Here is a 22821-nt window from a genome sequence, read left to right on the forward strand (position 1 = left end):
GCACCACCGTGAAGGCAGCGATCTTCCACGACCGCAAGAACATCACCATCGACGACGTTCCCGCGCCGGAGCTGCGTCCCGGCGCGGTCGCCATCGACGTCGCCTGGTGCGGCATCTGCGGCACGGACCTCCACGAGTACCTGGAGGGTCCGATCTTCATCCCCTCCACCGGTCACCCGCACCCGCTGACCGGCGAAGCCCAGCCCGTCACGATGGGACACGAGTTCTCCGGCACGGTCACCGCCCTCGGCGCCGGCGTCACCGACCTGAACGTCGGCGACGGCGTCGTCGTCGAGCCCTACGTCGTCTGTGGCGACTGCGAACTCTGCGCGGCCGGCAACTACAACCTCTGCACCCGGATGGGCTTCATCGGTCTGGCCGGTGGAGGTGGCGGCCTGAGCGAGAAGGTCGTCGTCGACCAGCGCTGGGTCCACCCCGTCGGTGACATCCCGCTCGACCAGGCCGCCCTCATCGAGCCGCTGGCGGTAGGCCACCACGCGTTCGTCCGCAGCGGCGCCCGAGCCGGCGACGTCGCCTTCGTCGGCGGTGCCGGGCCGATCGGACTGCTCCTCGCCGCCGTCCTCAAGGCCGAGGGCCTGACCGTGATCATCTCCGAGCCCAGCGTCGCCCGGAAGACCATGGCGCGCACCACCGGGGTCGCCGACCACGTCCTCGACCCGGCCACGGACGACGTCGTGGCCCGCGTCCGCGAGCTCACCGGCGGAGCCGGCGCCGACGTCGCGTTCGAATGCACCAGCGTCAACGCGGTCCTCGACCAGCTTCTCGACGCCGTGAAACCGGCCGGTGTCGTCGTCAACGTCTCGATCTGGGGCGCACCCGCCACGATCGACATGCAGAAGGTCGTCCTCAAGGAGATCGACCTGCGCGGCACGATCGCCTACGTCAACGACCATCCCGCGACGATCAAGCTCGTCCAGGACGGCAAAGTCGACCTCGCGCCGTTCATCACCGCGCGGATCGCCCTGGACGACCTGCTCGACGAAGGCATCGACACGCTGGTCAACCGCAACGACACCGCGGTCAAGATCCTGGTACACCCCTAGTAGTCCGACGAATGGAGTCTCGATGAGTGATCCCGCCGCCCCCCACCTACTGCTGGGTTACGACGGTTCGCCGGCCGCGAACGCGGCCATCGACGCCGGCGCGCGCCTGTTCCCGGCGGCGAAAGCGACGCTGGCCTACCTCTGGACACCGCCGTTCGCCAGCGAGGAGATCCGCAATCGGCTGTGGGCCGGGGCGAAGAACATCGACGCTTTCCGAGCCGCGGTCGAGCAGGAGGGCACGCGGGAAGCCACCCGGCTGATCGCGGCCGGGATCCAGCTGGCGCGTGCCGCCGGCTGGGACGCCGAGCCCCGCCTCGAGGCGGCCTACGGCGGCAACGGCCTCGAACTCGCTCAGCTCGCCGGAGAGATCGACGCCGACCTGGTCGTCGTCGGCTCGCGCGGTCTGGGCGGGACCCGGGCTTTCCTCGGCAGCGTGTCCGACATGGTCGTGCACTACTCGCCCCGCCCGGTGCTCGTGATCCCGCAGCCGCTGCTCTCCGCCGAGTACGACGCGCTCCCCGACGGAGCCGTCGTCGTCGGCTGGGACGGCTCGCCCGGTGCCGCTGACGCGCTCGCCGCGGCCCGGGAGCTCTTTCCCTCCCGCCCGTTCGTCCTGGTGTCCGTCGGCGACGTCGACGCCGATGCTCCGGCCCTACCGGAGGGCACGAAGGTGACCACACTCGAGGTCCCCGGCACGATCGGGCCGCACGGCCGAGTCGTCGCCGAAGCCCTCAGCGACGCGGCCCGCGCGTCAGGTGCGGCCCTGATCGTGGTCGGATCCCGGGGGCGTTCCCCGGTGCGGGAGATGCTCCTCGGCAGCGTCGCGATGGCCACCCTGCACCACGCCCACCGGCCGGTTCTCGTGGCCGCGCACCGCGCCGCCGAGCCGTCTTAGCGGCGCGGTTCGGGGACGAGACCGAAGGCTGCTTCTTCTTCCTGGGAGGCGGCACCACCGGGAGTCTTGGCGAGAATCGAGGTCCGCCTCCTCGGCACGGTCGTGCGGCAGCAGTTCACGACACGACCGGCCGAGGAGGGTCCGCGACACCGGTACCCGGTTTCGCGTTGCCGCCACAGCCGATCGCTCAGTCGAGCGTGACCAGTCCGTAGTCGCCGTTGCGTTCGACGTGCAGTACCGCACCGCGACCGGTGGCTGGGTCAGCGAAGAACACGTACGGCTCTCCGCCGCACGCCAGCCGCTCGGCCGCCGCTTCGACGCTCAGCGTCGGGGCGTCGTCCGGATCGAGGACGACCGGCGTCGCCGGCGGCGTGACCAGCGGGCCTTTCCGCGCCCGGGCCAGCCGATACCCCGTCGGACCACCCCGGGACACCAGCGAGTCCTCGTCGGACTCCACGTCGTGGAACAGGTGGAACTCGCGCTCGAGCACGTCCAGGTCGGCGATCGCCTCGTCCACCGTGCTCGACGTCGGAGCGTAGGTGCCGTGCGGGTGGATCTCGTGCTCCTCGTCCAGGCCCTCGCCCGCGCGGACGTGGTGCCCGCGGTGCCCGCGCCGGTCGCGATGGCGGTCCAGTCGCTCGACCGCGGTGCGCAGCACGTGCTGCAACGAGTCCAGACCGATCCGCGCGGAGACCGCACTGGTCTTGACCCGCACGAGCCGCCCGCTGACGCTGAGCAGCGCACTGATCACGACCGGTTCGGCCAGTGCGGGATCCTGATGGCGCACCAGCCGCACCGACGCCCGCAGGATCGGGACGGTGCTGTGGCGGAGCGCGGCGCGCACCCTACGCCGGGCGTGGTCCGGAACGTCGGGCGCGAAATGTCCGTCGGTAGTCACCTCGACGGCGAGCGCCGAGAGCACGTCCTCCGGCGCGGCCACGACGGGGCGGTCGGACGAGGTGGTGTGGTGAGCGATCATCGCAGGACCTCCTTAAGCACTTCCAGCCTCGTCCGTCACACGCGAAGCGCACAGGGGCGAAGGTCCTGTTCCCGGTCGAGTTTCACCCGACCGCGACGGACGACGAGCGGTAGGAACCCGGTGGCACGCGCCGCACCGCGGGCATGCCGATCAGCCAGGCACGGCGTCGCCGGGAGTGCGCTGGGAGCCATCCCCGTGAGACAGAGGAGGCCGCCGGACGGAAGGGCAATTTTCCCGTCCGGCGACGGTTCGTCACGCTCGAGCGATCACGACCGGGCAGTGCGCGTGGCGTGCCACTGTCTCCCCGACGGATCCCAGCAGCAGGGCTCGGAATCCGCCGCTTCCCCGGGCGCCGACCACCAGCACCTCCGCGCCCGCGGTGGCGTCCAGCAGTGCCCGCGCCGGACGGTGGTGCGCGATCACGGTGCGCACCTCGACGTCGGGGTACTTCTCCGCCCATCCGGCCAGCGCCTCGCTGAGCAACCGTTGCTGCTCGAGAAGGTGGTGCGCCGGCAGCGGGGCGGGTTCGACGATGGCCGGGTCGTCGGCGGGCCAGTACCAGGACCGCACGGCGGTGAGTTTCCGGCCGCGCAGCGACGCCTCGGTGAACGCGTACTCGATCGCCGCCTGACACTGGTCGCTGCCGTCGACCCCCAGCACGATGCCGGGACCGTCGTCGGCCGGCGGGACCGGGTGCTCGGGCACGATCGCCACCGGGCAGCCGGCGTAGATCGCCACCTGCGACGCCACCGAACCGAGCACCAGTTGCGGGAAGCCTCCGACGCCACGCCGACCGACGACCAGCAGCGCCGAGTGTTCGGCGCGGTCGAGGAGAACGCTCGCCGGGCCCCCGTCCACGACCTCCGTCACGACCTGGGTCGCCGGGGCCGACACCGCGGCGTGGCGTGCGGCGTCCGCGACGACCAGCCGCCCGGCCTCCCTGCCGTCGCGGCTCTCCGGCGGACCCCAGGCGGGCCACATCGCGTACGTGTAGGCCGGCCAGCTGTTGACGTAGACCAGCTTCACCGCCCGCCCGCGCCGACCGGCTTCGTTCGCGGCCCAGGCCACGGCGTCCAGACTGGCCGGGGAGCCGTCCACGCCAACGGTGACCGGGGCTCCCGCTGCGTACGTCATGACGTGCGCACCTCCCTCGGTTGTCCTCGTACTTCCGACGCTAGAACGGCGGGTGAGGAGCGGAAACGGTCGAAGGTCCCGACCTGGGGGGCCTCCGCCTCTCCCCCGGTGCGCGTGGTCTCCCGCAGGCTGGAGGGACTCGAGGAGGTCACCATGGACGAACCCGTGCTGCTGCCCGTCGACCGGCCGAGCCGCCGCGGAACGCGCACGATCGGCGCCTACGTCCGCGACGGCGGCACGATCCGCTACCGGCCCGCCGTCGACGTCGAACGACTCGTTCTCGGAGTCGTCGCCGTGGCCGGCGCGGCGGTGGTGCTCGGCAGCGCCCTGCACCGCACACCGGCCGTGGGGCCGGTGTCGATGGGTCCCGGCGGCTGGCTCAGCGTCCGCGGTACGCGCGCACCCCGTCCTCATGAGGTTTCACGGCCCTGGTGGGCCCACCTGCTGAGCGCCCACCGCCTACCGTGAACCCGGCCCCGGCCGGGGGGCGGAGCCGGGCTTCCGGGTGAGCTCGCACCGCCGGGCCAGGCCGGGCGGCCGAGCGCGGTCAGCAGGTCAGAACGGTCACCACGCCGAGTGCCCGGCCGTCCGTCGTGACCACCGGCGCGGCGGCGCGCTGATCGGTGATCAGGGCGCGAATGGCATCTCGGATCGTCGTGCTCGCGGGCGATGCGGCACGTCCGCACGCCCGCACCGCGTCCCCGGCGGTGGGCTCGTCGTGCAGCGGTAGCCGGGCCGGCCAGCACTCCGACACCTCCCGCAGGCCCAGCAGACCGACGACGTGCTCGGCCCCGTCCATCACCAGGGCCACCTCGCCGCGGGCACGCATCCGGTTCCACGCCGTCGTGATCGGCTCGGCTCCGGCCAGCACAGACGGCGTGCGCGGAGTCGTTCCAGCCGATGAACCAGAACAACGCGATCATCGCCGCGGGGATCACCACCAGCGGACCCCCGTCGTCCACCACGGCAGGGCGGCCTTCTCCGGTCCGGCCGGGAGCCGTTCGCGGTCCGACATGGGGACCTCCCCACCACTGGATCGGTCAGAACCGCGCGGCCACGTACTCGGCCAGGTCGACGAGGCGGGCGGAGTAGCCCCACTCGTTGTCGTACCAGCCGAACACCTTCACCAGCGTGCCGTCGGCCTGCGTGAGCGGCGCGTCGAAGACGCAGGACGACGGGTCGCCGACGATGTCGCGCGACACGATCGGCGCCGTGCTGTAGCGCAGGTAGCCGTTCAGCCGGCCGGCCGCCGCGTCCGCGAACGCCTGGTTGACCTCGTCGACGGTCACGTCCCGGCGCAGCTCGACCGTGAGGTCGGTCAGCGAGCCGTCCTCGATCGGCACCCGCACCGCGACGCCCCCGAGCTTGCCGGCCAGCTCCGGCACGACGAGGCCGACGGCCTTCGCGGCACCCGTGCTGGTCGGAATCATGCTGCTCGCGGCCGACCGGGCCCGCCGCAGGTCCTTGTGCGGGGCGTCCAGCAGCGACTGGTCGTTCGTGTAGGCGTGGATCGTCGTCATCAGACCGCGTTCGACGCCGAAGGCGTCGTTGAGCACCTTGGCCATCGGGGCGACGCAGTTGGTCGTGCAGGACGCGTTGGAGATCACGTCGTGGCGTGCCGGGTCGTACGTCTCCTCGTTGACACCGAGCACCAGGGTGGCGTCGACGTTCTTGCCCGGGGCGCTGATCAGCACCTTCTTCGGCCCGGACTTGAGGTGCACGGCCGCGTCGTCACGGGTGCGGAAACGGCCGGTGGACTCGATGACGAGGTCGACCCCGTACGCGCCCCAGTCCAGGGCGGCCGGGTCGCGCTCGGCGGTCACCGCGAATCCGGTGTCGCCGACCGTGATGCCGTGGTCGGCCATGGTCGCTTCGGTGTCCAGGCGGCCGAATGTCGAGTCGTAGGTCAGCAGGTGGGCGAGTGTCGCCGGTGCGGTCAGGTCGTTGACCGCGACGACCTCCAGGCCTCGGGCCCTGGCGATGCGGTAGAAGCAGCGTCCCACGCGACCGAAGCCGTTGATTCCGATGCGGATGGACATCGTTCCTCCTTGAACGGATCGAGGTGTCGGCGATCGCCGCCCACCTTCCTTCCTAGAGCCCCGGCGTCCGCGCAGGCAGAGGCGCCGGCCCCGGCCCGCCGGGACTTTCGGCCGGGGTTCCGGCCGGGCGCGCTCAGGTGACGATCAACCCGCGGGACGCGAACGTGCGGCGTGCGTGCTCGAGCTGTTCGTCGGTCGGCTCCGGCACGCCCTCCAGCCGGTAGGGGATCCCGAGCTCGGCGTACTTGGGCACGCCGAACCGGTGATAGGCCACCACGTCGACCCGCTCGACGTTCGGCAGCGTCGCGATGTGGTCGGCGAGGCCCTCCACGTTCTCGGGGGCGTCGGTGAGGCCGGGCACCAGCACGAACCGGATCCACGTCGGTCGGCTGAGCTTCGCGAGCCGCTCGGCGAACACGAGCGTCGGCACCAGTTCCCGCCCGGTCACCTTCCGATAGGTGGCCGGGTCCCAGGACTTGATGTCCAGCAGCACCAGCCCGACGTCGGCCAGCATCTCGTCCGGGGCCCGGACCCCGAGGTAGCCGGACGTGTCCAGCGCGGTGTGGATGCCCTCGGCCGCGCAGGCCGCGAGCACCTCGCCGGTGAACCGCGCCTGCAAGAGCGGCTCCCCGCCGGTGATCGTGACGCCGCCTCCGGTCACGTCGAACAGCCGCCGGTGGCGGCGCACCTTCGCCATCACGTCCTCCACCGAGGTCGGGACACCGTTGCGCCGGTGCCAGGTGTCCGGGTTCTCGCAGTACTGGCAGCGCAGCGGGCACCCGGCCAGGAACAGCACCAGCCGGGTGCCGGGTCCGTCGACGCCGATCGAGAGGTCCCAGGAGTGGACCGAACCGGTGGTCATCTCACACCTTCTGGTGGAACGTCCGGTTGACGACGTCACGCTGCTGTTCGCGGGTGAGCTTGACGAAGTTCACCGCGTAGCCGGAGACCCGGATCGTGAGGTTCGGGTACTTCTCCGGGTGGTCCATCGCGTCGAGCAGCGTCTCCCGGTTCAGGACGTTGACGTTGAGGTGGAAGCCACCGGCGTCGGTGTAGCCGTCGAGCACGCCGACGAGATTGCGCACCCGCTCCTCGGGTGCCCGGCCCAGCCCGGCCGGCACCGTGGAGGCGGTCAGCGAGATTCCGTCGCGGGCGTCGTCGTACGGGATCTTGGCGACGCTGAGCGCGGCCGCGGTCAGGCCGTGCCGGTCACGGCCGTTCATCGGGTTCGCACCGGGCGCGAACGGTTCCCCGGCCCGCCGGCCGTCCGGCGTGTTGCCGGTGTGCTTGCCGTAGACCACGTTCGACGTGATCGTCAGGACCGACTGGGTGTGCAGCGCGCCTCGGTAGGTCGCCTGGCGGCGCAGTTTCTGCATGAACGCGTGCACCAGCTCGGTGGCGATGGCGTCCGCGCGGTCGTCGTCGTTGCCGTAGGCCGGGAACGCCCCTTCGGTGACGTAGTCGACGATCAGCCCGGTCTCGTCGCGGACCGGGCGCACCGTCGCGTACCGGATGGCCGACAGCGAGTCGACGGCCACCGACAACCCGGCGATGCCGCACGCCATCGTGCGCTTCACCGGATGGTCGTGCAGCGCCATCTCGAGCCGTTCGTAGGCGTACTTGTCGTGCATGTAGTGGATGACGTTGAGCGCGTCGACGTAGGTCTCGGCCAGCCAGTCGAGCATCCGGTCGAACCGGGCGCGCACGTCGTCGTAGTCCAGGACGTGCCCGGCCACCGGTTCGGACTCCGGCCCCACCTGCTCACCGGACATCTCGTCGCGGCCGCCGTTGAGCGCGTACAGCAGAGCCTTGGCGACGTTCACCCGCGCGCCGAAGAACTGCATGCTCTTGCCGACCTGGGTCGCCGAGACACAGCACGCGATCGCGGTGTCGTCGCCGAAGCGGGTGCGTAGCAGATCGTCGCTCTCGTACTGGATCGCGCTGGTGTCGATCGAGGTCTGCGCGCAGTAGCGCTTGAAGCCCTCGGGCAGCGCGGGCGACCAGAGCACGGTGAGGTTCGGCTCCGGGGCCGGGCCGAGGTTGTAGAGCGTCCGCAGGAACCGGAACGACGTCCGGGTGACCAACGGCCGTCCGTCGCGGGCCATGCCGCCGATCGCCTCGGTGACCCAGGTCGGATCGCCGGAGAACAGCGCGTCGTACTCCGGGGTACGCAGGAACCGCACCATCCGGAGCTTGATCACGAGGTCGTCGACGAGTTCCTGGGCCTCGCGCTCGGTCAGCCGCCCCTCGCGCAGGTCCCGGTCGAGGTAGACGTCGAGGAACGTGGACACGCGCCCCAGCGACATCGCCGCGCCGTTCTGCTCCTTGATCGCGGCGAGGTAGGCGAGGTAGAGCCACTGCACCGCTTCGCGGCCGGTCGTCGCCGGGCGCGTGACGTCGCAGCCGTACCCGGCGGCCATCGTCACCAGCTCACGCAGAGCGCGGATCTGCTCGGCGAGTTCCTCCCGGTCACGGATCACGTCCGCACTGGACAGCACGTCGTCGAGCGTCGCCTTCTCCGCTTCCTTCGCGGCGATCAGCGTGTCGACGCCGTAGAGCGCGACGCGGCGGTAGTCGCCGATGATCCGGCCCCGCCCGTAGGCGTCGGGCAGGCCGGTGACGATGCCGGCTTTGCGCGCGGCGCGGATACGCGGGGTGTAGGCGTCGAAGACCCCGTCGTTGTGCGTCTTGCGGTAGGTGGTGAAGACCGTCCGGACGCCGGGGTCGAGCCGGTAACCGTAGGCGGCCAGACCGTTCTCGACCATGCGCAGGCCACCGTTGGGCATGATCGCCCGCTTGAGCGGCGCGTCGGTCTGCAGGCCGACGATCAGCTCGTTCGCGCGGTCGACGTAGCCCGGCCGGTGGCTGGTGATCGTCGAGGGTGTGGCCGTGTCGACGTCGAGGATTCCGCGCTCCCGTTCGACCGCCATCAGGTCGGAGACGCGCTGCCACAGAGCGGTGGTCCGTTCGGTCGGCCCGGCCAGGAACCCGCCGTCGCCCACGTACGGCGTCACGTTGTCGAGGATGAAGCGGTGGACGTCGACGACACGGCGCCACCGGTGCCCCGAGAAGCCGCGCCAGGCGTCGAGCCGGCGGGGCGCCACGGTCTTGGTCATGGGTTCCTCCTCGTCAGAGCCTCACTTCCTTCGTAGGCCCCGCCGGACCGCCGGAGCAGAGTCGCCGTCCCCGAACGGGCCGGGACCTTCGGCCCTCGCACTGCCCACTTCGGGCTCTGTCCCGGCACACCTCGCCGGCGCGACGCTCGACGCAGGAACCCAGCACGCGCTGCGGCGCGGGATCGGAGCGCACCGTGTCACACCGAACTCTTCGCACGGTCATGACGACCGACGTCGTCACCGTCGGGCTCGACACCCCGGCGAAGGTGATCGCCCAGCTCCTGGACACCCGGCACGTGAACGCCCTGCCGGTCCTGAACGAGCAGCGCACCGTCGTGGGTGTCGTCTCCGAGCAGGACCTGCTGCACAAGATCACCTACGCCGATCTGGCCGACGCCGAGACCGAGGGATGGACGCGGCTGCTCAGCCGGCACCACGACGCGAAGGCCAAGTCGCGGGCCTCGGTCGCGCGCGATCTGATGACGTCGCCGGCGGTGACCGTGCTCCCCGATGCGACGATCGTCGAGGCCGCGAAGCGGATGGAGCGGCACGGCGTGAAAACCCTGCCGGTGGTGGACGGCGTCGGCGAGCTGGTCGGCATCGTCACCCGCCGGGACCTGGTCGGCGTCCTGCTGCGCCCGGACCAGCAGATCCACGACGAGATCGTGCACGAGGTCTTCGGCGAGGCGCTGCTCGTTAACGCCCCCGACCTGGCCGTGGAGGTCACCGAGGGAGTCGTGACCCTGCGCGGGACGCTCGACCGCCTCACCCAGACGACCGTCGCGGCGGGCCTGGTCAAGCGGGTCGACGGCGTCGTGCACGTCAACAACGAGCTCGGCCACCGGACCGACGACACGGTCTACGTCGGCATGTGAACGCCGCCACGCGAGGACGGGCCACGGCGGCCCCGGGTCACCATCCGCGCCGTCGTCGGTGCCGACGGCCGCCTGGTCGACGACGATCGGCGCGACCCGGTGGACCTCGGTCCGGTGCACCCGGGACTTCCTCCCCTGCCGACGGATGCGTGAGCGGCGAACCATGGAGGCGAAGAGAGAGGAGCGTGTCATGAGCCACCGCAAGGTCTCCGACGTCATGACGGCCACCGTTCGGATCGTCTACCAGGGCACGCCGGTGAGGCGCATCGCCGAGCAGCTCGACTTCGCCGGCATCAGCGCGATGCCGGTGCTCAACGACGAGGCGGACGTCGTCGGCGTCGTGTCGGAGTCCGACCTGCTGCACAAGCTCACCTACCAGGACGAGCCCGACGAGTGGCCCCGGCTGCTGCGTCGCCACCGCACGGACCGCGCGAAGGCCGAAGGGCTGGTCGCCCGCGACCTGATGACGACACCGGCGATCACGATCGACGCGGACGCGTCGGTCGTGCAGGCCGCGCAGCTGATGGAGAAGCGGAACGTCAAGCGGCTGCCGGTCGTCAACGACACCGGCAAGCTCCTCGGCGTCGTCAGCCGCAGTGACCTCGTCCGGTTGTTCGTCCGGTCCGACACCGCGATCCGTGACGAGGTGGAGACCGAGGTGCTCGGCCGCGTCCTGCTCCACCCGGCGGAGGTGACCGCCGAGGTCACCGACGGCGTGGTGACGCTCAGCGGCACGTTGCGACGCCGCAGTGACGTCGGCATCGCGGTCGAGTTCGCCCGCCGCATCGACGGCGTCGTGAAGGTCGTCGACGCGCTGGCTTACGTGGACGACGACACCAGCTACCGGGCGCTACGGGAGCAGGTCAGCTATCCGTCCGGTCCTTTCCTCTGAGAGAGCTCAGGAGATCATGATGCGCTCACTGGTGATCGTCGAGTCGATGTTCGGCAACACCCGGACCGTGGCCGACGCCGTCGCGGAAGGGCTGGCGCCCGCCGGACCCGTCACCGTGCTGGACCTCGCGGACGCGCCGCCGGCTCCGCACGTGGGCGTCGACCTGCTGGTGATCGGCGGCCCGACGCACGCGTTCGGCCTGTCCCGCCCCAACACCCGTCACGCGGCCGAGCAGCAGGGCGCGGCGCACCGCGCCCGCGGCATCCGCGAGTGGCTCGCCGACCTCTCGCCGTGCTTACCGGGCACCGCCGCGGCCGCGTTCACGACCCGGATCCCGAAGAAGTTCGTCACGGGTTCGGCGGCCAAGGCGGCGGCCCGGCAGCTCGAACGTCACGGCTACCGACGCGCGGCGCCACCGGAGGACTTCTTCGTGCTCGACACCGTCGGACCGCTGCGCGACGGCGAGCTCGACCACGCGAAGGCCTGGGGACGACGGCTGGCCGCATCGCTGCAGGATCGCACGCGCGAGGGAGAGGCTCGGTGAGCACGACGAGCCGGTTGGCCACCCGGGGCCCCCGGGCCGGCGCACGGACCCACTGGGCATGCCGTTGATTCGTCTGGGCGTACCCGCGCGAGGGGCCACCGCCGTCGGGCGGTGGCCCCTCGTGGTGCCCTCACCGTTCGACCGGGACGACCAGCACCGGGCACGCGGCGTGCCGCAGCACCGCGTCGGTCACCGACCCCAGCCGCAGTCCGGCGAACCCTCCCGCTCCGCGGCTCCCGACGATGACCAGATCGGCCGCCCGCGACGCGTCGACCAACGCGGCCGCCGGCGGCTCGTGGCACACCCGGAGTCCCGCGGCGACATGCGGATACTTCGCATACCAACCACCGAGGACGTCCGCTTCCCGCGGGACGTCCTCGGTGCTCCGGGAGCGGACGACCATCAGGACCGCTCCGCGCCGGTCGGCCTCGTCGAAGGCCGCGGCGAGCAGGACGTCCGGTGGGTCACCGTCGCCGCAGCCGACGACGACCCGACGGGCCGCCGCACCCGGTTGCCCGCCTCCGCGCACGACGATCACCGGCACCCCGGCGTGAGCGACGAGCTGAACGTCGCGCGCGATGGCGAGACCGTCGGTCCGCCACTCGTCGCCGCTGCCCACGACGAGCATGTCCGCGTCCGGGGCCTGCTGGAGAAGCACTTCGACCCAGGAGCCGTCGAGCACCGTGGTCTCGACCTCGCCGTCGGGGAGCAGACGGGCGGCGTACGCGCGTTGCCCGCGCATCCATCCGGCCGCGTCGCGGTAGGCCAACCGTGCGGCGGCCGGCGACGCCGTGCTACCCGGCGCGAACTCGTGCGCGTGGACGAGCCGGAGCGGCCGCCTCCGCAGCTGGGCCTCCCGCGCTCCCCAGGCCACCACGTCGTTGGCCGAGTCGGTCGGGCTGACTCCCACGACGACGGGCTTCCGGTGGGCGATCATCGGACACTGGTGGCGTCGAGCCGGCCGTGTGCGTCGGCCGCGAGCGTCTCGTCGCGCTGGACCTGGGTCCGCGGCAGATCATGCCGGCTGACGATGCCGACCGGACGATCGTCGTCGTCCAGTACCGGGAGGGCCGTGATGTCGGAGCGGGTGAGCAGAGCGGCCGCCTCGGCGATCGTGGTCGACCGGTACCCGGTGCGCACCGGTGTGGGCATCGGATCTCGAGCGCGCATGGCTCCTCCTTCGCCAGGTCAGTCGTTCCGGGCGTGACGAACGACGAGAACGGGGCAACTCGCGTGGTGAACGAGGCGCCGGGGAACCGAGCCGAGACGCATGCCGGGGAAACCGCCGCGTCCGTGGGATCCCACCACCAGCAGCTGGGCTTCGACCGCCTGGTCGAGCAGGGCCGCCGCCGGACGGTCACGAGCCACGACGGTGCCGACGTGGACCGTCGGATATTTGGCCCGCCACGGGCCCAGGGTCGTCTCGAGGCGGTTGCCCGCTTCCGTGCGGAGCCGGTCCCACGTCGGCCAGGCCCCGACGATGGTGCCGGCCGCGTTCTCCAGCGTGACGTCGCTCCACGCGCTCACCGCCACCAGCGGAACCCGGCGTCGCGCAGCCTCGTCGAACGCCGTCTCCAGCGTGGCGTCCTCGCCGCCGCCCCCGTGCACCCCGACGACTACCGGCGCGGCCGTGCGGACCGCACCGCTTCCGCGGACCACGACGACCGAGCACGAGGCGTGCGCCGTGACCGACGCGGAGACCGAGCCGAGGAAGAGGCTGGCGAACTCGCCCCAGCCGTGGCACCCGACGACCAGCAGCGCACTGTGTTTCGACGCTTCGAGTAACGCCGGCACCGGCGGATGGGCCACCACCGACGTGGTCACCTCGATGTCCGGCGCGGCCGCGTGTACCCGGGCCAGCGCCGTCTCCAGGGCCTGCCGAGCCTCCTTCTCGACGGCGTCCCGGACGTCCCCGAGCGGATACGGCACGTAGGCGGGCGACGGCTCGGGCACCTCCAAGCCGTTCACGAGACGCAACGACGTGCCGTGCGCCCGCGCGTACGCCATCGCCCAGTCCAGGGCGGCGCGCGCGGAATCCGAACCGTCGATCCCGACGGTGACGACAGGAGTGATGGTCATGACTGCCTCCTCCCTCTCCTTCGAGCGTGCGCCGAGCCGGGGCACCACGGGCAGAGTCGAAGGTCCCCTCAGCGGGCGGCCGAGGCGGCCAGATCGCTCATCTCCGGCCGGATGATCGAGGGACGCGCGACCCGGACGGGGCACACGGCGGCGTGCGTCACCGCGCGCGTGACCCCGTCGGCTCGCGGTGGAGCCACGACGGGCAGGCCCGGCCTGCGCTCGGCTCTCAGCTGGATCGGCGCCGACGGACCGACCGCCGCCCGGAACCGCACCGGCACGCGGGCGTGGGCCCGCTCCCGGTGCGCCAGTCGGGTCGCGACCCGCGTGGCGGTGACCCGATCCGGTCCCCCCGGGCTGAGGTGAATCGCGACCAGCGGGCAGACACAACGGGACGCGAGATACCGCGTCGTCACGATCCGATCCGTCGAGAGCGACCGCGATCGGAGCCTCGGGGTTCGGCCAGCGCGCCGACCGCGCCACGACCACCGGGTAGTCGGCCCCGGCGACCAGCGCACCGATCGCCGGCCGCCGCGGGTCGCGGGGCCACCAACGCCTCCACATGCAGTGTCGTCGACCGATAGGGTGCGCGGCACACGAGCTCGGAGGGCGACGATGAAGCCGATCGGATCGCCGGCGGTGAGTAGCAGCCGACCGGCCGGGTACCCGCCCGGGTTCGAGCGCCGGGTCACGTTGGCGGACGGCCGCGCGGCGGCGATCCGTCCGATCGTTCCTGGCGACGCGCCCGCTCTGGCCGAGGCGATCCGCACGCCGATGCCGACACCCTTCATCGGCGCTTCCTCGGCGCCGCACCGCGTCCGTCGGAACGGGTCCTGCGCCACCTGACGACGGTGGACTACCACCGTCGCTTCGCGTTGGTCGCGCTCGCCCCGGACAGCGGCCGGGGCATCGGTATCTGCCGCTACGAGCCGCTCGAGTCGGGCGTCGTGGAGTTCGCCGTGGTGGTGGACCCGGGCTGGAGACGCATCGGACTCGCCACGGTGCTGGTGGAGCTGCTCGTCGAGGCCGCGGCCGAGCGTGGCGTCCGTCGGGTGCAGTCGGTCAGCCTGTCCGAGAACGCCCCGGTCACCCGTCTCGAGTCGCTCGCGGGCCCGGCCGGGCGGCAGGTGATCCGTAACGGCCTCACCGAGTTCACTCTGAATCTCGGCCAGCTGTCGTGACGCCCCGCGGCGCGTCGGCGTCGCGCATCGCGCGGTACGTGGTGTCGTCCATCCGGTACGTGAGCTTGTTGTCCACGCCCACCAGACCGTCGACGCGGCGGACGAGATCGCCCGCGACCTCGGTCTCGCGTTCCCGCGCCAGCATGCCGCGGATGGTGACCACACCGTCCGCGACCTCGACGGAGGCCATGCCGGGCGGGAGCATGAGCACGCGAAGTGCGTTCGATCTCGTTCACGACATGACGCTGAGCACGGTGGCGTTCGGGGCGCTCGTCGTCCTGGTCGTCGTCGCACTCGTGCGTGGTAGCGGGCGCGAGCGACCCGGACGACCACCGGAGACCGTGCTGGCCGACCGCCTCGCCCGCGGCGAGATCGACGGGTTGCTGGACCGGCAGTCGGCCGTCGTGAGATCCGATCAGCGTGTTGGCCGGAGTGGCGTCCGATCCGGTCCGCGTCGACCCGTGCCCGATCCGGCGGTGACCGCCGGTGTCGGCCCCGACCGGCTGGAGCGGATCCTCGCGCCGCTGCTGGACAGCGCGGTGCGGTATGCGGTCGCGGAGCTTGTCCCCACGGCCGAGGCCAGGCCGGACGGCGTCCGCGTTCTGGTTCGAGACGACTTCCGCTCGTCCGGCGCCTGGCCCGCGGGGTGGGCGGTGACGAGAGCGGGGCGCCCGTAGGCCGCCGAACCTGACCACGATCTGACGCCGTGAAGGGCCCTTCGCCTCTATTGACCGGGAACACTGCCGTTGATGCTGGTGATGAGGGGGAGTACCCGCCAGGTGGCAGGCCGTCAGCACGGTCCCGACGATCGGGACCCGGCCGCTACGGGCCTCGCCGAGTTCGAGGCTCCGGGGAGACCTTCCCGAGAGGCCGGTTCGCGGAACCGGCGGGAGGAAGGTCTCGGTGACCGTGACACTCGCGCGCGACCAGCAGCTCGTCGACGGACACGACCGCACGGCGACCGAGGTCGCCGCGCTGTTCGAGGTACGGCCCGAGCGGGGTCTGAGCGACGACGAGGCCGCCGCCCGGCTCGACCGGTACGGCCCCAACGAACTCCCCGAACCCACGCACCGCTCGCCCTGGCTGCGCTTCCTGGACCAGTTCCGCAGCTGGCTGTTCGCGATCCTGTTCGGCGCGGCGGTCCTCGCCGCCGCCGTCGGTGAGCTCGGCGAAGCCGCCGTGATCCTCCTCGTCCTGCTGATCAACGCGGTGATCGGCTTCGTCCAGGAGCGCCGGGCCGAGCACAGCCTCGAAGCGCTGCGCCAGATGCTGGTCGCCACCACCCGGGTCCGCCGCGCGGGTGGCACCCGGGTGGTGCCCGCGGCCGAGGTGGTGCCCGGCGACGTCGTCCTGCTCGAAGCCGGGGACCGCGTACCGGCCGACGGACGGCTGACGGTCGCCGAGGCCGTGGACGTCGACGAAGCCGCGCTGACCGGCGAGTCGGTCCCGGTCAGCAAATCCACCACCGCCGTGGAGACGACCGTCCCGATCGCGGAGCGCACCAACGTGCTCTTCATGAACACCGCGCTGACGCGGGGCCGGGCGGAAATGGTCGTGACCGGCACCGGGATGCGCACCCAGATCGGGGCCATCGCGCAGCAGCTGCGCACCGGCCAGGAACCGCCCAGCCCGCTGCAGGTGCAGCTGGACAGCCTCGGCCGACGCCTCGCGCTGCTGGGCGGCGTCGCGGTGGCCGTCTACCTGGTCGTGGAACTCACGCTGGCCGGTGGGGAGAGCCTGTCGGAGCTGGCCTTGCGGTCGGTCGCCCTGGCCGTCGCCGCCGTGCCGGAAGGACTGCCCGCCGTGCTCGCGGTGACCCTGGCGCTGGGGGTGCACCGGATGGCTCGCCACGGCGCCATCGTCCGGCGGCTGGCGTCGGTGGAGGCACTCGGCTCGGCCACCGTGATCTGCACCGACAAGACCGGCACGCTGACTCCGAACCAGATGACCGCGCGCACGATGTGGTTCGCCGGCCACCGCTACCGGGTGACCGGCGAAGGCTACTCCCCGACCGGCGCGATCACCGGCGGCCCGGACGCTGACCTCACCCCGGCCCTGCTGCCGATGGTCGCCTGCAACGACGCCAGGCTCCTCCCCGGCGGCGGCATCGTGGGCGACCCGACCGAAGCCGCGCTGCTGGTGCTGGGCGCCAAAGCCGGGGTGCACGCACCAGTGCCCCGAACCAGCGAGGTGCCGTTCGACGCGGCCGCCCGCTACATGGTCACGTTCCACCCGGAGCCGGACGGCCGGAGCCGGGTCTACGCCAAGGGCGCGCTGGAGGTCCTGTTGCCGCGCTGCTCCCGCGTCGCGGGCGTGGGGCTGCTCGACGCGATCGTCGAACGCGAGCTCCACGCGGCCGCGCACGACATGGCGGACGACGGATTGCGTGTGCTCGCTGCCGCCACGGCCGTCGTGGATCATCCCGACGGGCTACCCGACGACCTGACGCTGGTCTCGATCGTGGGGATCGCGGACCCGCCCCGCCCGGAGGCGCGGGACGCCATCGAGCTGTGCCGCCGAGCCGGCGTCGCGGTCACGATGATCACCGGCGACCACGCCGACACGGCCTCCGCGATCGCTCGCGAGCTGGGCATCACCGGGGCCGTCGTCACCGGCGCCGAGCTCGACGGCCTCACCGAGGAGCAGCTCATCGCGAAGGTCGACGGGGTCGGCGTGTTCGCGCGGGTCGCGCCCGAGCACAAGGTGGCGATCGTCCGCGCCCTGGCGGCGCGCGGTGAGATCGTGGCGATGACCGGCGACGGGGTCAACGACGCACCCGCTCTGCACGCCGCGCACATCGGGGTGGCGATGGGTCGGTCGGGCACCGACGTGGCCAAGGAGGCCGCGGCGATGGTGCTCACCGACGACAACTTCGCCACGATCGTGCGCGCCATCGGCCAGGGCCGGGCCATCTACGACAACGTCGTGACGTTCGTCCGGTTCCAGCTCTCCACCAACATCGGCGCGATCCTGGCGCTGCTCGCCGCCCCGCTGCTCGGGCTGCCGGCTCCGCTGACCGCGCTCCAGTTGCTCTGGATCAACATCATCATGGACGGCCCGCCCGCGATGGCGCTCGGCGTCGACCCCGCCCGCTCCGACGTCATGCGGCGGCGGCCTCGCCCGGTCGGCGAACGGATCCTCTCCCGGGGCCGGTTGACCGACGTCGTCCGGGTCGGCGCGGTGATGGCCGCGGGAACGCTCGGCGTGCTGGCGCTGGCGCGGGGGCCGTTCGGTGAGCCGACCGCGATGAGCATGGCGTTCACGACGTTCGTGCTGTTCCAGCTGGTCAACGTGGTCAGTGCCCGGGCCGGCCGGCGCACCGTCTTCCACCGCGACCAGCTGCGCAACCCGGCGCTGTGGGTGGCGCTGGGTACCGTGCTGGCCACGCAGCTGGCGCTCGTCCACCTGCCCTGGGCGGAGTCTCTGTTCGGCACGGTGCCCTTGACCGCGGCCCAGTGGGCGATCTGCGGAGCGGTGGCCGGAAGCGTCCTGGTCGTCGAGGAAACACTGCGTCGGCTCACTCGCCGCTGACCGAGGCGGTCACGGCCGTCGAGCCGCCCGGCCGTAGCTGAGTTCGTCGACGACGTCGACTCGGCGCACCAGCTCGACCAGCCGATCGACCTGCGACCGTCGCTCCAGGTGGCCGCGCAGGGTCACCACCCGGTCGGCCACGTTGATCGTGAGCAGTTCCGGGCCGGGTGAACACCTCCACCAAATCTCCCCGGCTGAGGACACCGACCAGCGAACCACTGCGGTCCACGATGGGCAGCCGCCCGACGCCGGTGTCCCCGAGTCTCGCCGCGGCCTCCAGGGGAGAAGCGTCGGGATCGATCGTCACCGCCGGTGCGGTCATCAGATCGCGCGCTCGCACGTCAGCCGCGTCCTCGGGTCCGGTCGTCGTGTGCAGCAGGTCGTTGATCGTCACACACCAACGACGTGCTCCTCACCGTCGAGCACCGGGACGCCGCTGATCCGCCGGCGGCCCAGCGGCTTCGCCACCTTCGTGAGCGGCGTGTCGGCCACGACGGTGGCGACCTCCTCGGCAGAGCCGAAGTCCCGCCCCAGTTCCCCAGGATGATCGTCCTGGTGGCATCCACCATTCGCGGAGTGCCGTCGCATTGGCGGCTGCCCACGCCAAGATCTACGACCGCGACGGTCAGCGGAACCGGGAGCCTGATTCACCATCTTCGGTCTCCCCGCTGCAGCCAGTAGGTGACCGTGTGCTCAAGCGCCTGTTGGAGCAGCTCGAAGCTCACCGGCTTGACCAGGTAGCCGTCTGCACCCGCCGCATACGCGTCGTCGACGTCACGGCTACTGCTGGACGAGGTAAAGACGACGACTGCGGCGTCGCATGCGCGATTCCGCAGCTCGGTCAGCGCGGCGTGTCCGCCGAAGCCGGGAAGATTGAGGTCCAGCAGAATCAGGAACGGTCGTGGTGCGGCCTCGGAGGTCATCCGCGCCAGCAGCGTGACACCGTCGGGGAGCCACTCCACGATCAGCGCGGGGTGGGATTTCCCCAGAGCCCGACGCACCGCTTCGACGTCTTCTTCGCTGTCTTCGACCAGCACGAGAACGTCACTCATCGCGATGCCGTACCTCTGCCCAGGCGACGCTGCTGTGTACCCCTCCTCCGTCCAGTATGTGGGGGACCGCCGGTGCCAGCGGTGTCGCATCACGGGCCGGGGCGACCACTTCGATCCGGATCGCATCCGGTAGTTCCTCGATGACGACCTCCGCCGTCCCGTCTCCCCCGACGAACCCGTTGTTCAGACCGGACGCCCGCAGCAGCCGGTCCAGGCCGGGCGTCTGATCCACGTCGGTCGGATCCGGATGGGCGGCACGCAAGGCCTCGTCGAGGCGCGCGGCGGGATCGCCGTCGAGCTGAAGATCGGCGTGGAGCAGCTCACGCCCGCGCACCCGGATCGCCAGCATCGCCATGTCGTCCGCTCCGGACTGCCGGTACCGGGTCACGGCACGGCGAAGCCCTCCGACGAGTTCGCCGGGGGGTAGTCCTGCGCGGGCACGAACTTCGGCGTGGAGCCGATCTTCGAACATGCCGTCTGTTCCCCGTGCTTCGCTGACCCCATCGGTGTACAGCACGATCGTGTCGCCCGGCTCGAGCTTCAGGTCCGTTTCACGGTTGCGCACCGTGGGGAGGACGCCGAGCAAGTGGCCCGGCCGACCGACCTCGGTCACCTCGCCGGATCGGCGTAGCAAAAGAGGAAGTGGGTGGCCGCCGCTGGCGATGGTCGCCTCTACGCCCGCTTCGGACGGCAGCATCGTGATGAGCAGGACAGTGCAGAAGCGACGCGGCACCGCCTCGGATAGGAGCGCCTTGTTCAGTCGCGAGAGCGCGGCCGCCGGCGCCCACCCGTCTTCGAGGAGAACCCTGAGCGTGTGCCGGGCAAGACCGGTGATGCTGGCCGCTTCGGCTCCACGACCGCAGACGTCGCCGATCACCAAGGTGAACGAGCCGTCGGCTGCCGGCACGACGTCATAGAAGTCCCCGCCCACGTCCAGCGACGCGTCCGCTACCTCGTACCAGGCGGCCAGATCGAATCCGACCAGCCGCGGCAGCCGCGGCGGAAGGAGGCGGCTCTGCAGGGCGATGACCGCGCGGCGACGCTCGCGATAGAGCAACGCGTTGTCCAACGCCAGCGCCGCGCGTTGCGCCAGGCTGCTCGTGAACAGCCCGTCGATACGCTGCTCCTGCTCGGAGGCCAGCCACATCGCCCCCAGGACGCGTCCACGCGCGCGCAGAGCAACAACTTGGCCGCCACCGTAGCGCCATACCCCCGGCGCGGCGGCACAGTCGCAGCCCGCCGGGATGAGCTGGGAATCCGTGGAACCGAACGCGGAGCCGAGGTGCCCGGCGATCGCCGGGCAGTGCACGGCGTGCGCGCGAAGGCCGGCTTCGATGCTCGCGTCGACGTGAGTGACGGCCACTAGTTCGAGGCCGCCGTTCCCGCGCAGGTAAACCAGGCACGCATCGGCCACCGGGGGCACTGCCATACGGGCCAGCCGGTGCAGGGTCTCGTCGACGTCCAGATTGGCGTCCAGTACCAGGGACGCTTCGGCGAGGAAGGCGAGACGCGCTCGTGCTTCGACTTGCTCCCGCTGAGCCACGATCCGGGTGAGCGCTGAGCCGGCCAGGGCCGCCAAGCGGCTGAGGAAACGGTCGGCTCCACCGTCCAAGGGCAGAACGTCGCTGACGGTGGCCAGGAGTGCACCTACCTGTTCACCCTGTCGACGCAGAGACACGACGATCAGATCGGTGACCTGAGATGCCTCGATCGCGGGCAGTTGATCGGGGAAGGCCGTCAGGAGGGCGTCGGCTCCGCACAACCGGGTGACCGATGACGTTGTCAGCCTTCGCTCCACGGCTCGGGCCGCTGACTCGTCCACGGGCCACCGACGGCGGTGGGGGCCGGACGACGCGTGCGTGGGCGCCGCCGCGCCGGCCCGTGACCGGTACACGGCCGCAGCCGAGTCCACGCCGCCGGTGTCGACCGCAGCCGTGACCAGCGCCTGCAATACCTGAGTTGCGTTATCCGAGGCAGCCAGGTCCGCGACGAAGTCCACGAGGCGAGGCGCCCACCCCCGGTTCGGGGCGGCGTCTCCGTTCGCGGCGGGGGCCGCCAGTACGTCGACGGCCACCTCGGCGAGAAGCGTGAGGCTATCGACGTGATCGTCCCCCCACTCCCTCGGCCTCGTGTCGGAAACGCTGAGCGTGCCGATCGCGAGGTTCCCGTGTCGCACGGGCACACCCAGGTAGGCGTGCACCGCTCCGCTGGTCACTGCGGGAAGAGCAGCAACCCGCTTGTCCCGGGTCGCGTCGGAGATTCGCAGAGGTGCGCCTTCACGCAGGGCGACATCGGTCAGCGACCGCTTCAGCGAGGGCACGGATGCGGCCGACCCGTGAGTGCTCACCACGACTTCTTGAGCGCCGAGCAAGGTGAGCTGCGCCACGGGGGCAGCGCATAGCCGACCGGCCAGCGCCGTGATTCGATCCGCGTGGGCGCGGCGCGTGGGAGCAGTTGGCCGCAACGACTCGATCACGGCCCGCCGCGTCGGTTCCTGCAGGGAAAGCTGCCATTCGGACGCCTGACCGGCATCGGCGAGACGGACCAGAGCCTCGGCGACCTGCTGAGCCAGCGTCGCGAGGAAAAGCCGCTCAGCGCTGGTGAACTCGTGCGGCCCTCGGTAGGCGACGCCGAGCACACCGAGTACGTGGTCGCCCCGGCGAAGCGGTAGCGACGCCGTCGCGACGAATCCTTGTGACCGCTCGGCCAGCGCGGGAAATCGGCGGCGTCGCTCCGCCGCGGTGGAGACCCAGACTGCGCGTTGAGTGCGAACGGCTACGCAGAGTGGCAGGTCCGCTTCGAGCCGCAACTCACCCCATCGCGGTTCGGTGGCTTCCGGCAACCAACATGACCCGACGTTCACCAGTGCGTCCCCGCGACGAAGGAACAGCACGGCACCGGTGGCATCGCATCCGGCTGCGCTCTGCGCGAGCGCGACCCCCATGAGGTCGTCGATCGACTCCACCTGGGTGCAGGCGACCGCCAGCAGGCGCAGGCGGGTTACCAAGTCCTGGACGTTCTCACCGGTGACGGTCCCGCCAGCGGTCACAGGCTCACCACCATTCGGCACGAGACAGTTGACAGCGACAGGACACATATAGCGTAGAGCCCCGTCTGGGGGCGGCCAGCGTCGCAGCAGTCCAGAGGCGATACCGGGATCGGGCGCCGGCCTGCCGGCGTTCTGCGGCCAGCCGGCTCGGTTCAAAGACCTACGTTCAGGCTGAGGCCTGCCGTTCGAAGGGATACGTCTCCACGCGGTAGGGGCGAGGTCGCGCTGCTGCTGCGCGCCCACGTCGGTATCGCGACCGGGGACTCCCACCGACACGCCGGCGACCCTGTTCAGCCGCGCCGACCTCGCCCTCTAGCAGGCCACTCGACCCGCACCCTGCATCTCAGCACGATCACCGAGGGAATCGAGACCACCACCCAGGCCGACGAACTGC

At 71.5% G+C, this 22821-nt stretch carries 24 protein-coding genes and 1 pseudogene; 10 read left to right on the forward strand and 15 right to left on the reverse strand.

All coding sequences use genetic code 11. The features are described from left to right. Nucleotides 1–8 precede the first annotated feature (8 nt). The gene (locus tag ABD437_RS02630; protein WP_344647183.1) at nucleotides 9–1064 is read left to right on the forward strand and encodes a 2,3-butanediol dehydrogenase; all 1056 of its coding nucleotides are present in this window, start codon (nucleotides 9–11) and stop codon (nucleotides 1062–1064) included. A gap of 22 nt (nucleotides 1065–1086) precedes the next feature. Continuing rightward, nucleotides 1087–1959, forward strand: coding sequence for a universal stress protein (locus ABD437_RS02635; protein WP_344647095.1), 873 nt, complete (start codon nucleotides 1087–1089; stop codon nucleotides 1957–1959). A gap of 187 nt (nucleotides 1960–2146) precedes the next feature. On the opposite strand, the gene ABD437_RS02640 is transcribed toward ABD437_RS02635, so the two are convergent. Further along, nucleotides 2147–2938: a sigma 54 modulation/S30EA ribosomal C-terminal domain-containing protein gene (locus ABD437_RS02640; protein WP_344647096.1), complete on the reverse strand. Its 792-nt coding sequence runs from the start codon at nucleotides 2936–2938 to the stop codon at nucleotides 2147–2149. A gap of 252 nt (nucleotides 2939–3190) precedes the next feature. After that, nucleotides 3191–4072: a universal stress protein gene (locus tag ABD437_RS02645; RefSeq protein ID WP_344647097.1), complete on the reverse strand. Its 882-nt coding sequence runs from the start codon at nucleotides 4070–4072 to the stop codon at nucleotides 3191–3193. 153 nt (nucleotides 4073–4225) lie between these two features. On the opposite strand from ABD437_RS02645, the gene ABD437_RS02650 reads away from it, so the two are divergent. Further along, nucleotides 4226–4540 (forward strand): hypothetical protein, encoded by a 315-nt coding sequence (locus ABD437_RS02650; RefSeq protein ID WP_344647098.1) that lies wholly within the window; start codon nucleotides 4226–4228, stop codon nucleotides 4538–4540. Between the two features lie 79 nt (nucleotides 4541–4619). Here ABD437_RS02650 and ABD437_RS02655 read toward each other — a convergent pair whose 3' ends face one another. From ABD437_RS02655 to pflB, 4 genes are all read right to left on the reverse strand, one after another. Beyond that, nucleotides 4620–4943 (reverse strand): CBS domain-containing protein, encoded by a 324-nt coding sequence (locus ABD437_RS02655; RefSeq protein WP_344647099.1) that lies wholly within the window; start codon nucleotides 4941–4943, stop codon nucleotides 4620–4622. A 169-nt stretch (nucleotides 4944–5112) separates the two neighbouring features. Next, complete coding sequence (gene gap, locus ABD437_RS02660) at nucleotides 5113–6111, reverse strand: type I glyceraldehyde-3-phosphate dehydrogenase (protein WP_344647100.1); 999 nt, start codon at nucleotides 6109–6111, stop codon at nucleotides 5113–5115. Nucleotides 6112–6244: 133 nt separating this feature from the next. Next, nucleotides 6245–6973 carry a pyruvate formate-lyase-activating protein gene (gene pflA / locus ABD437_RS02665; RefSeq protein ID WP_344647101.1) on the reverse strand — a complete coding sequence of 243 codons (729 nt, stop codon included), beginning with the start codon at nucleotides 6971–6973 and terminating at the stop codon, nucleotides 6245–6247. Between the two features lies 1 nt (nucleotide 6974). Continuing rightward, nucleotides 6975–9227, reverse strand: coding sequence for a formate C-acetyltransferase (gene pflB, locus ABD437_RS02670; RefSeq protein ID WP_344647102.1), 2253 nt, complete (start codon nucleotides 9225–9227; stop codon nucleotides 6975–6977). A gap of 221 nt (nucleotides 9228–9448) precedes the next feature. On the opposite strand from pflB, the gene ABD437_RS02675 reads away from it, so the two are divergent. The 3 genes from ABD437_RS02675 to ABD437_RS02685 all read left to right on the forward strand — a co-directional run bounded on the left by ABD437_RS02675 (nucleotide 9449) and on the right by ABD437_RS02685 (nucleotide 11538). After that, the gene (locus tag ABD437_RS02675) at nucleotides 9449–10102 is read left to right on the forward strand and encodes a CBS domain-containing protein (RefSeq protein ID WP_344647103.1); all 654 of its coding nucleotides are present in this window, start codon (nucleotides 9449–9451) and stop codon (nucleotides 10100–10102) included. Between the two features lie 190 nt (nucleotides 10103–10292). Then, nucleotides 10293–10994 carry a CBS domain-containing protein gene (locus ABD437_RS02680; protein WP_344647104.1) on the forward strand — a complete coding sequence of 234 codons (702 nt, stop codon included), beginning with the start codon at nucleotides 10293–10295 and terminating at the stop codon, nucleotides 10992–10994. A gap of 19 nt (nucleotides 10995–11013) precedes the next feature. Beyond that, the gene (locus ABD437_RS02685) at nucleotides 11014–11538 is read left to right on the forward strand and encodes a flavodoxin family protein (protein WP_344647105.1); all 525 of its coding nucleotides are present in this window, start codon (nucleotides 11014–11016) and stop codon (nucleotides 11536–11538) included. Nucleotides 11539–11668: 130 nt separating this feature from the next. On the opposite strand, the gene ABD437_RS02690 is transcribed toward ABD437_RS02685, so the two are convergent. The 4 genes from ABD437_RS02690 to ABD437_RS02705 all read right to left on the reverse strand — a co-directional run bounded on the left by ABD437_RS02690 (nucleotide 11669) and on the right by ABD437_RS02705 (nucleotide 14030). Beyond that, the gene (locus ABD437_RS02690; RefSeq protein ID WP_344647106.1) at nucleotides 11669–12475 is read right to left on the reverse strand and encodes a universal stress protein; all 807 of its coding nucleotides are present in this window, start codon (nucleotides 12473–12475) and stop codon (nucleotides 11669–11671) included. Further along, the gene (locus ABD437_RS02695; protein WP_344647107.1) at nucleotides 12472–12708 is read right to left on the reverse strand and encodes a CBS domain-containing protein; all 237 of its coding nucleotides are present in this window, start codon (nucleotides 12706–12708) and stop codon (nucleotides 12472–12474) included. The genes ABD437_RS02690 and ABD437_RS02695 overlap by 4 nt, the downstream gene beginning before the upstream one ends. Before the next feature lie 18 nt (nucleotides 12709–12726). After that, nucleotides 12727–13617: a universal stress protein gene (locus ABD437_RS02700; protein WP_344647108.1), complete on the reverse strand. Its 891-nt coding sequence runs from the start codon at nucleotides 13615–13617 to the stop codon at nucleotides 12727–12729. A 68-nt stretch (nucleotides 13618–13685) separates the two neighbouring features. Then, the gene (locus ABD437_RS02705; protein WP_344647109.1) at nucleotides 13686–14030 is read right to left on the reverse strand and encodes a hypothetical protein; all 345 of its coding nucleotides are present in this window, start codon (nucleotides 14028–14030) and stop codon (nucleotides 13686–13688) included. Nucleotides 14031–14229: 199 nt separating this feature from the next. Here ABD437_RS02705 and ABD437_RS02710 point away from each other — a divergent pair, with 199 nt between their 5' ends. Beyond that, a complete protein-coding gene (locus ABD437_RS02710; protein WP_344647110.1) occupies nucleotides 14230–14460 on the forward strand; it encodes a hypothetical protein in 231 nt (76 codons plus the stop codon). A 5-nt stretch (nucleotides 14461–14465) separates the two neighbouring features. Continuing rightward, a complete protein-coding gene (locus ABD437_RS02715; protein WP_344647111.1) occupies nucleotides 14466–14795 on the forward strand; it encodes a GNAT family N-acetyltransferase in 330 nt (109 codons plus the stop codon). On the opposite strand, the gene ABD437_RS02720 is transcribed toward ABD437_RS02715, so the two are convergent. Beyond that, the gene (locus ABD437_RS02720; protein WP_344647112.1) at nucleotides 14767–14985 is read right to left on the reverse strand and encodes a BON domain-containing protein; all 219 of its coding nucleotides are present in this window, start codon (nucleotides 14983–14985) and stop codon (nucleotides 14767–14769) included. The two genes, ABD437_RS02715 and ABD437_RS02720, sit on opposite strands and share 29 nt — an antisense overlap. A 13-nt stretch (nucleotides 14986–14998) precedes the next feature. On the opposite strand from ABD437_RS02720, the gene ABD437_RS02725 reads away from it, so the two are divergent. After that, nucleotides 14999–15472 carry a hypothetical protein gene (locus tag ABD437_RS02725; protein WP_344647113.1) on the forward strand — a complete coding sequence of 158 codons (474 nt, stop codon included), beginning with the start codon at nucleotides 14999–15001 and terminating at the stop codon, nucleotides 15470–15472. A 226-nt stretch (nucleotides 15473–15698) separates the two neighbouring features. Next, nucleotides 15699–18326 (forward strand): cation-translocating P-type ATPase, encoded by a 2628-nt coding sequence (locus ABD437_RS02730; protein ID WP_344647114.1) that lies wholly within the window; start codon nucleotides 15699–15701, stop codon nucleotides 18324–18326. A gap of 9 nt (nucleotides 18327–18335) precedes the next feature. Here the strand turns inward: ABD437_RS02730 and ABD437_RS02735 are convergent, their stop codons facing one another. From ABD437_RS02735 to ABD437_RS02745, 4 genes and pseudogenes are all read right to left on the reverse strand, one after another. Then, nucleotides 18336–18467 (reverse strand): hypothetical protein, encoded by a 132-nt coding sequence (locus tag ABD437_RS02735; RefSeq protein WP_344647115.1) that lies wholly within the window; start codon nucleotides 18465–18467, stop codon nucleotides 18336–18338. A gap of 40 nt (nucleotides 18468–18507) precedes the next feature. Then, a pseudogene (locus ABD437_RS42955) lies at nucleotides 18508–18648 on the reverse strand (CBS domain-containing protein); the annotation flags it as partial. 325 nt (nucleotides 18649–18973) lie between these two features. Beyond that, complete coding sequence (locus tag ABD437_RS02740; protein ID WP_344647116.1) at nucleotides 18974–19378, reverse strand: response regulator; 405 nt, start codon at nucleotides 19376–19378, stop codon at nucleotides 18974–18976. Continuing rightward, nucleotides 19371–22427 (reverse strand): SpoIIE family protein phosphatase, encoded by a 3057-nt coding sequence (locus ABD437_RS02745; RefSeq protein ID WP_344647117.1) that lies wholly within the window; start codon nucleotides 22425–22427, stop codon nucleotides 19371–19373. The genes ABD437_RS02740 and ABD437_RS02745 overlap by 8 nt, the downstream gene beginning before the upstream one ends. Nucleotides 22428–22821: the final 394 nt, after the last annotated feature.

Source organism: Cryptosporangium japonicum, assembly GCF_039524755.1.
GTDB lineage: Bacteria > Actinomycetota > Actinomycetes > Mycobacteriales > Cryptosporangiaceae > Cryptosporangium > Cryptosporangium japonicum.

What these genes read in the sequence shown, in the direction of transcription:
- ABD437_RS02690 (WP_344647106.1), bottom strand. Translation starts at nt 12,475, where the DNA reads ATGATCGCCCACCGGAAGCCCGTCGTCGTGGGAGTCAGCCCGACCGAC.
- ABD437_RS02725 (WP_344647113.1), top strand. Translation starts at nt 14,999, where the DNA reads ATGAGCACGCGAAGTGCGTTCGATCTCGTTCACGACATGACGCTGAGC.
- gap (WP_344647100.1), bottom strand. Translation starts at nt 6,111, where the DNA reads ATGTCCATCCGCATCGGAATCAACGGCTTCGGTCGCGTGGGACGCTGC.
- pflB (WP_344647102.1), bottom strand. Translation starts at nt 9,227, where the DNA reads ATGACCAAGACCGTGGCGCCCCGCCGGCTCGACGCCTGGCGCGGCTTC.
- ABD437_RS02710 (WP_344647110.1), top strand. Translation starts at nt 14,230, where the DNA reads ATGAAGCCGATCGGATCGCCGGCGGTGAGTAGCAGCCGACCGGCCGGG.
- pflA (WP_344647101.1), bottom strand. Translation starts at nt 6,973, where the DNA reads ATGACCACCGGTTCGGTCCACTCCTGGGACCTCTCGATCGGCGTCGAC.
- ABD437_RS02675 (WP_344647103.1), top strand. Translation starts at nt 9,449, where the DNA reads ATGACGACCGACGTCGTCACCGTCGGGCTCGACACCCCGGCGAAGGTG.
- ABD437_RS02650 (WP_344647098.1), top strand. Translation starts at nt 4,226, where the DNA reads ATGGACGAACCCGTGCTGCTGCCCGTCGACCGGCCGAGCCGCCGCGGA.
- ABD437_RS02685 (WP_344647105.1), top strand. Translation starts at nt 11,014, where the DNA reads ATGCGCTCACTGGTGATCGTCGAGTCGATGTTCGGCAACACCCGGACC.
- ABD437_RS02720 (WP_344647112.1), bottom strand. Translation starts at nt 14,985, where the DNA reads ATGGCCTCCGTCGAGGTCGCGGACGGTGTGGTCACCATCCGCGGCATG.
- ABD437_RS02635 (WP_344647095.1), top strand. Translation starts at nt 1,087, where the DNA reads ATGAGTGATCCCGCCGCCCCCCACCTACTGCTGGGTTACGACGGTTCG.
- ABD437_RS02645 (WP_344647097.1), bottom strand. Translation starts at nt 4,072, where the DNA reads ATGACGTACGCAGCGGGAGCCCCGGTCACCGTTGGCGTGGACGGCTCC.
- ABD437_RS02695 (WP_344647107.1), bottom strand. Translation starts at nt 12,708, where the DNA reads ATGCGCGCTCGAGATCCGATGCCCACACCGGTGCGCACCGGGTACCGG.
- ABD437_RS02700 (WP_344647108.1), bottom strand. Translation starts at nt 13,617, where the DNA reads ATGACCATCACTCCTGTCGTCACCGTCGGGATCGACGGTTCGGATTCC.
- ABD437_RS02640 (WP_344647096.1), bottom strand. Translation starts at nt 2,938, where the DNA reads ATGATCGCTCACCACACCACCTCGTCCGACCGCCCCGTCGTGGCCGCG.
- ABD437_RS02740 (WP_344647116.1), bottom strand. Translation starts at nt 19,378, where the DNA reads ATGAGTGACGTTCTCGTGCTGGTCGAAGACAGCGAAGAAGACGTCGAA.
- ABD437_RS02680 (WP_344647104.1), top strand. Translation starts at nt 10,293, where the DNA reads ATGAGCCACCGCAAGGTCTCCGACGTCATGACGGCCACCGTTCGGATC.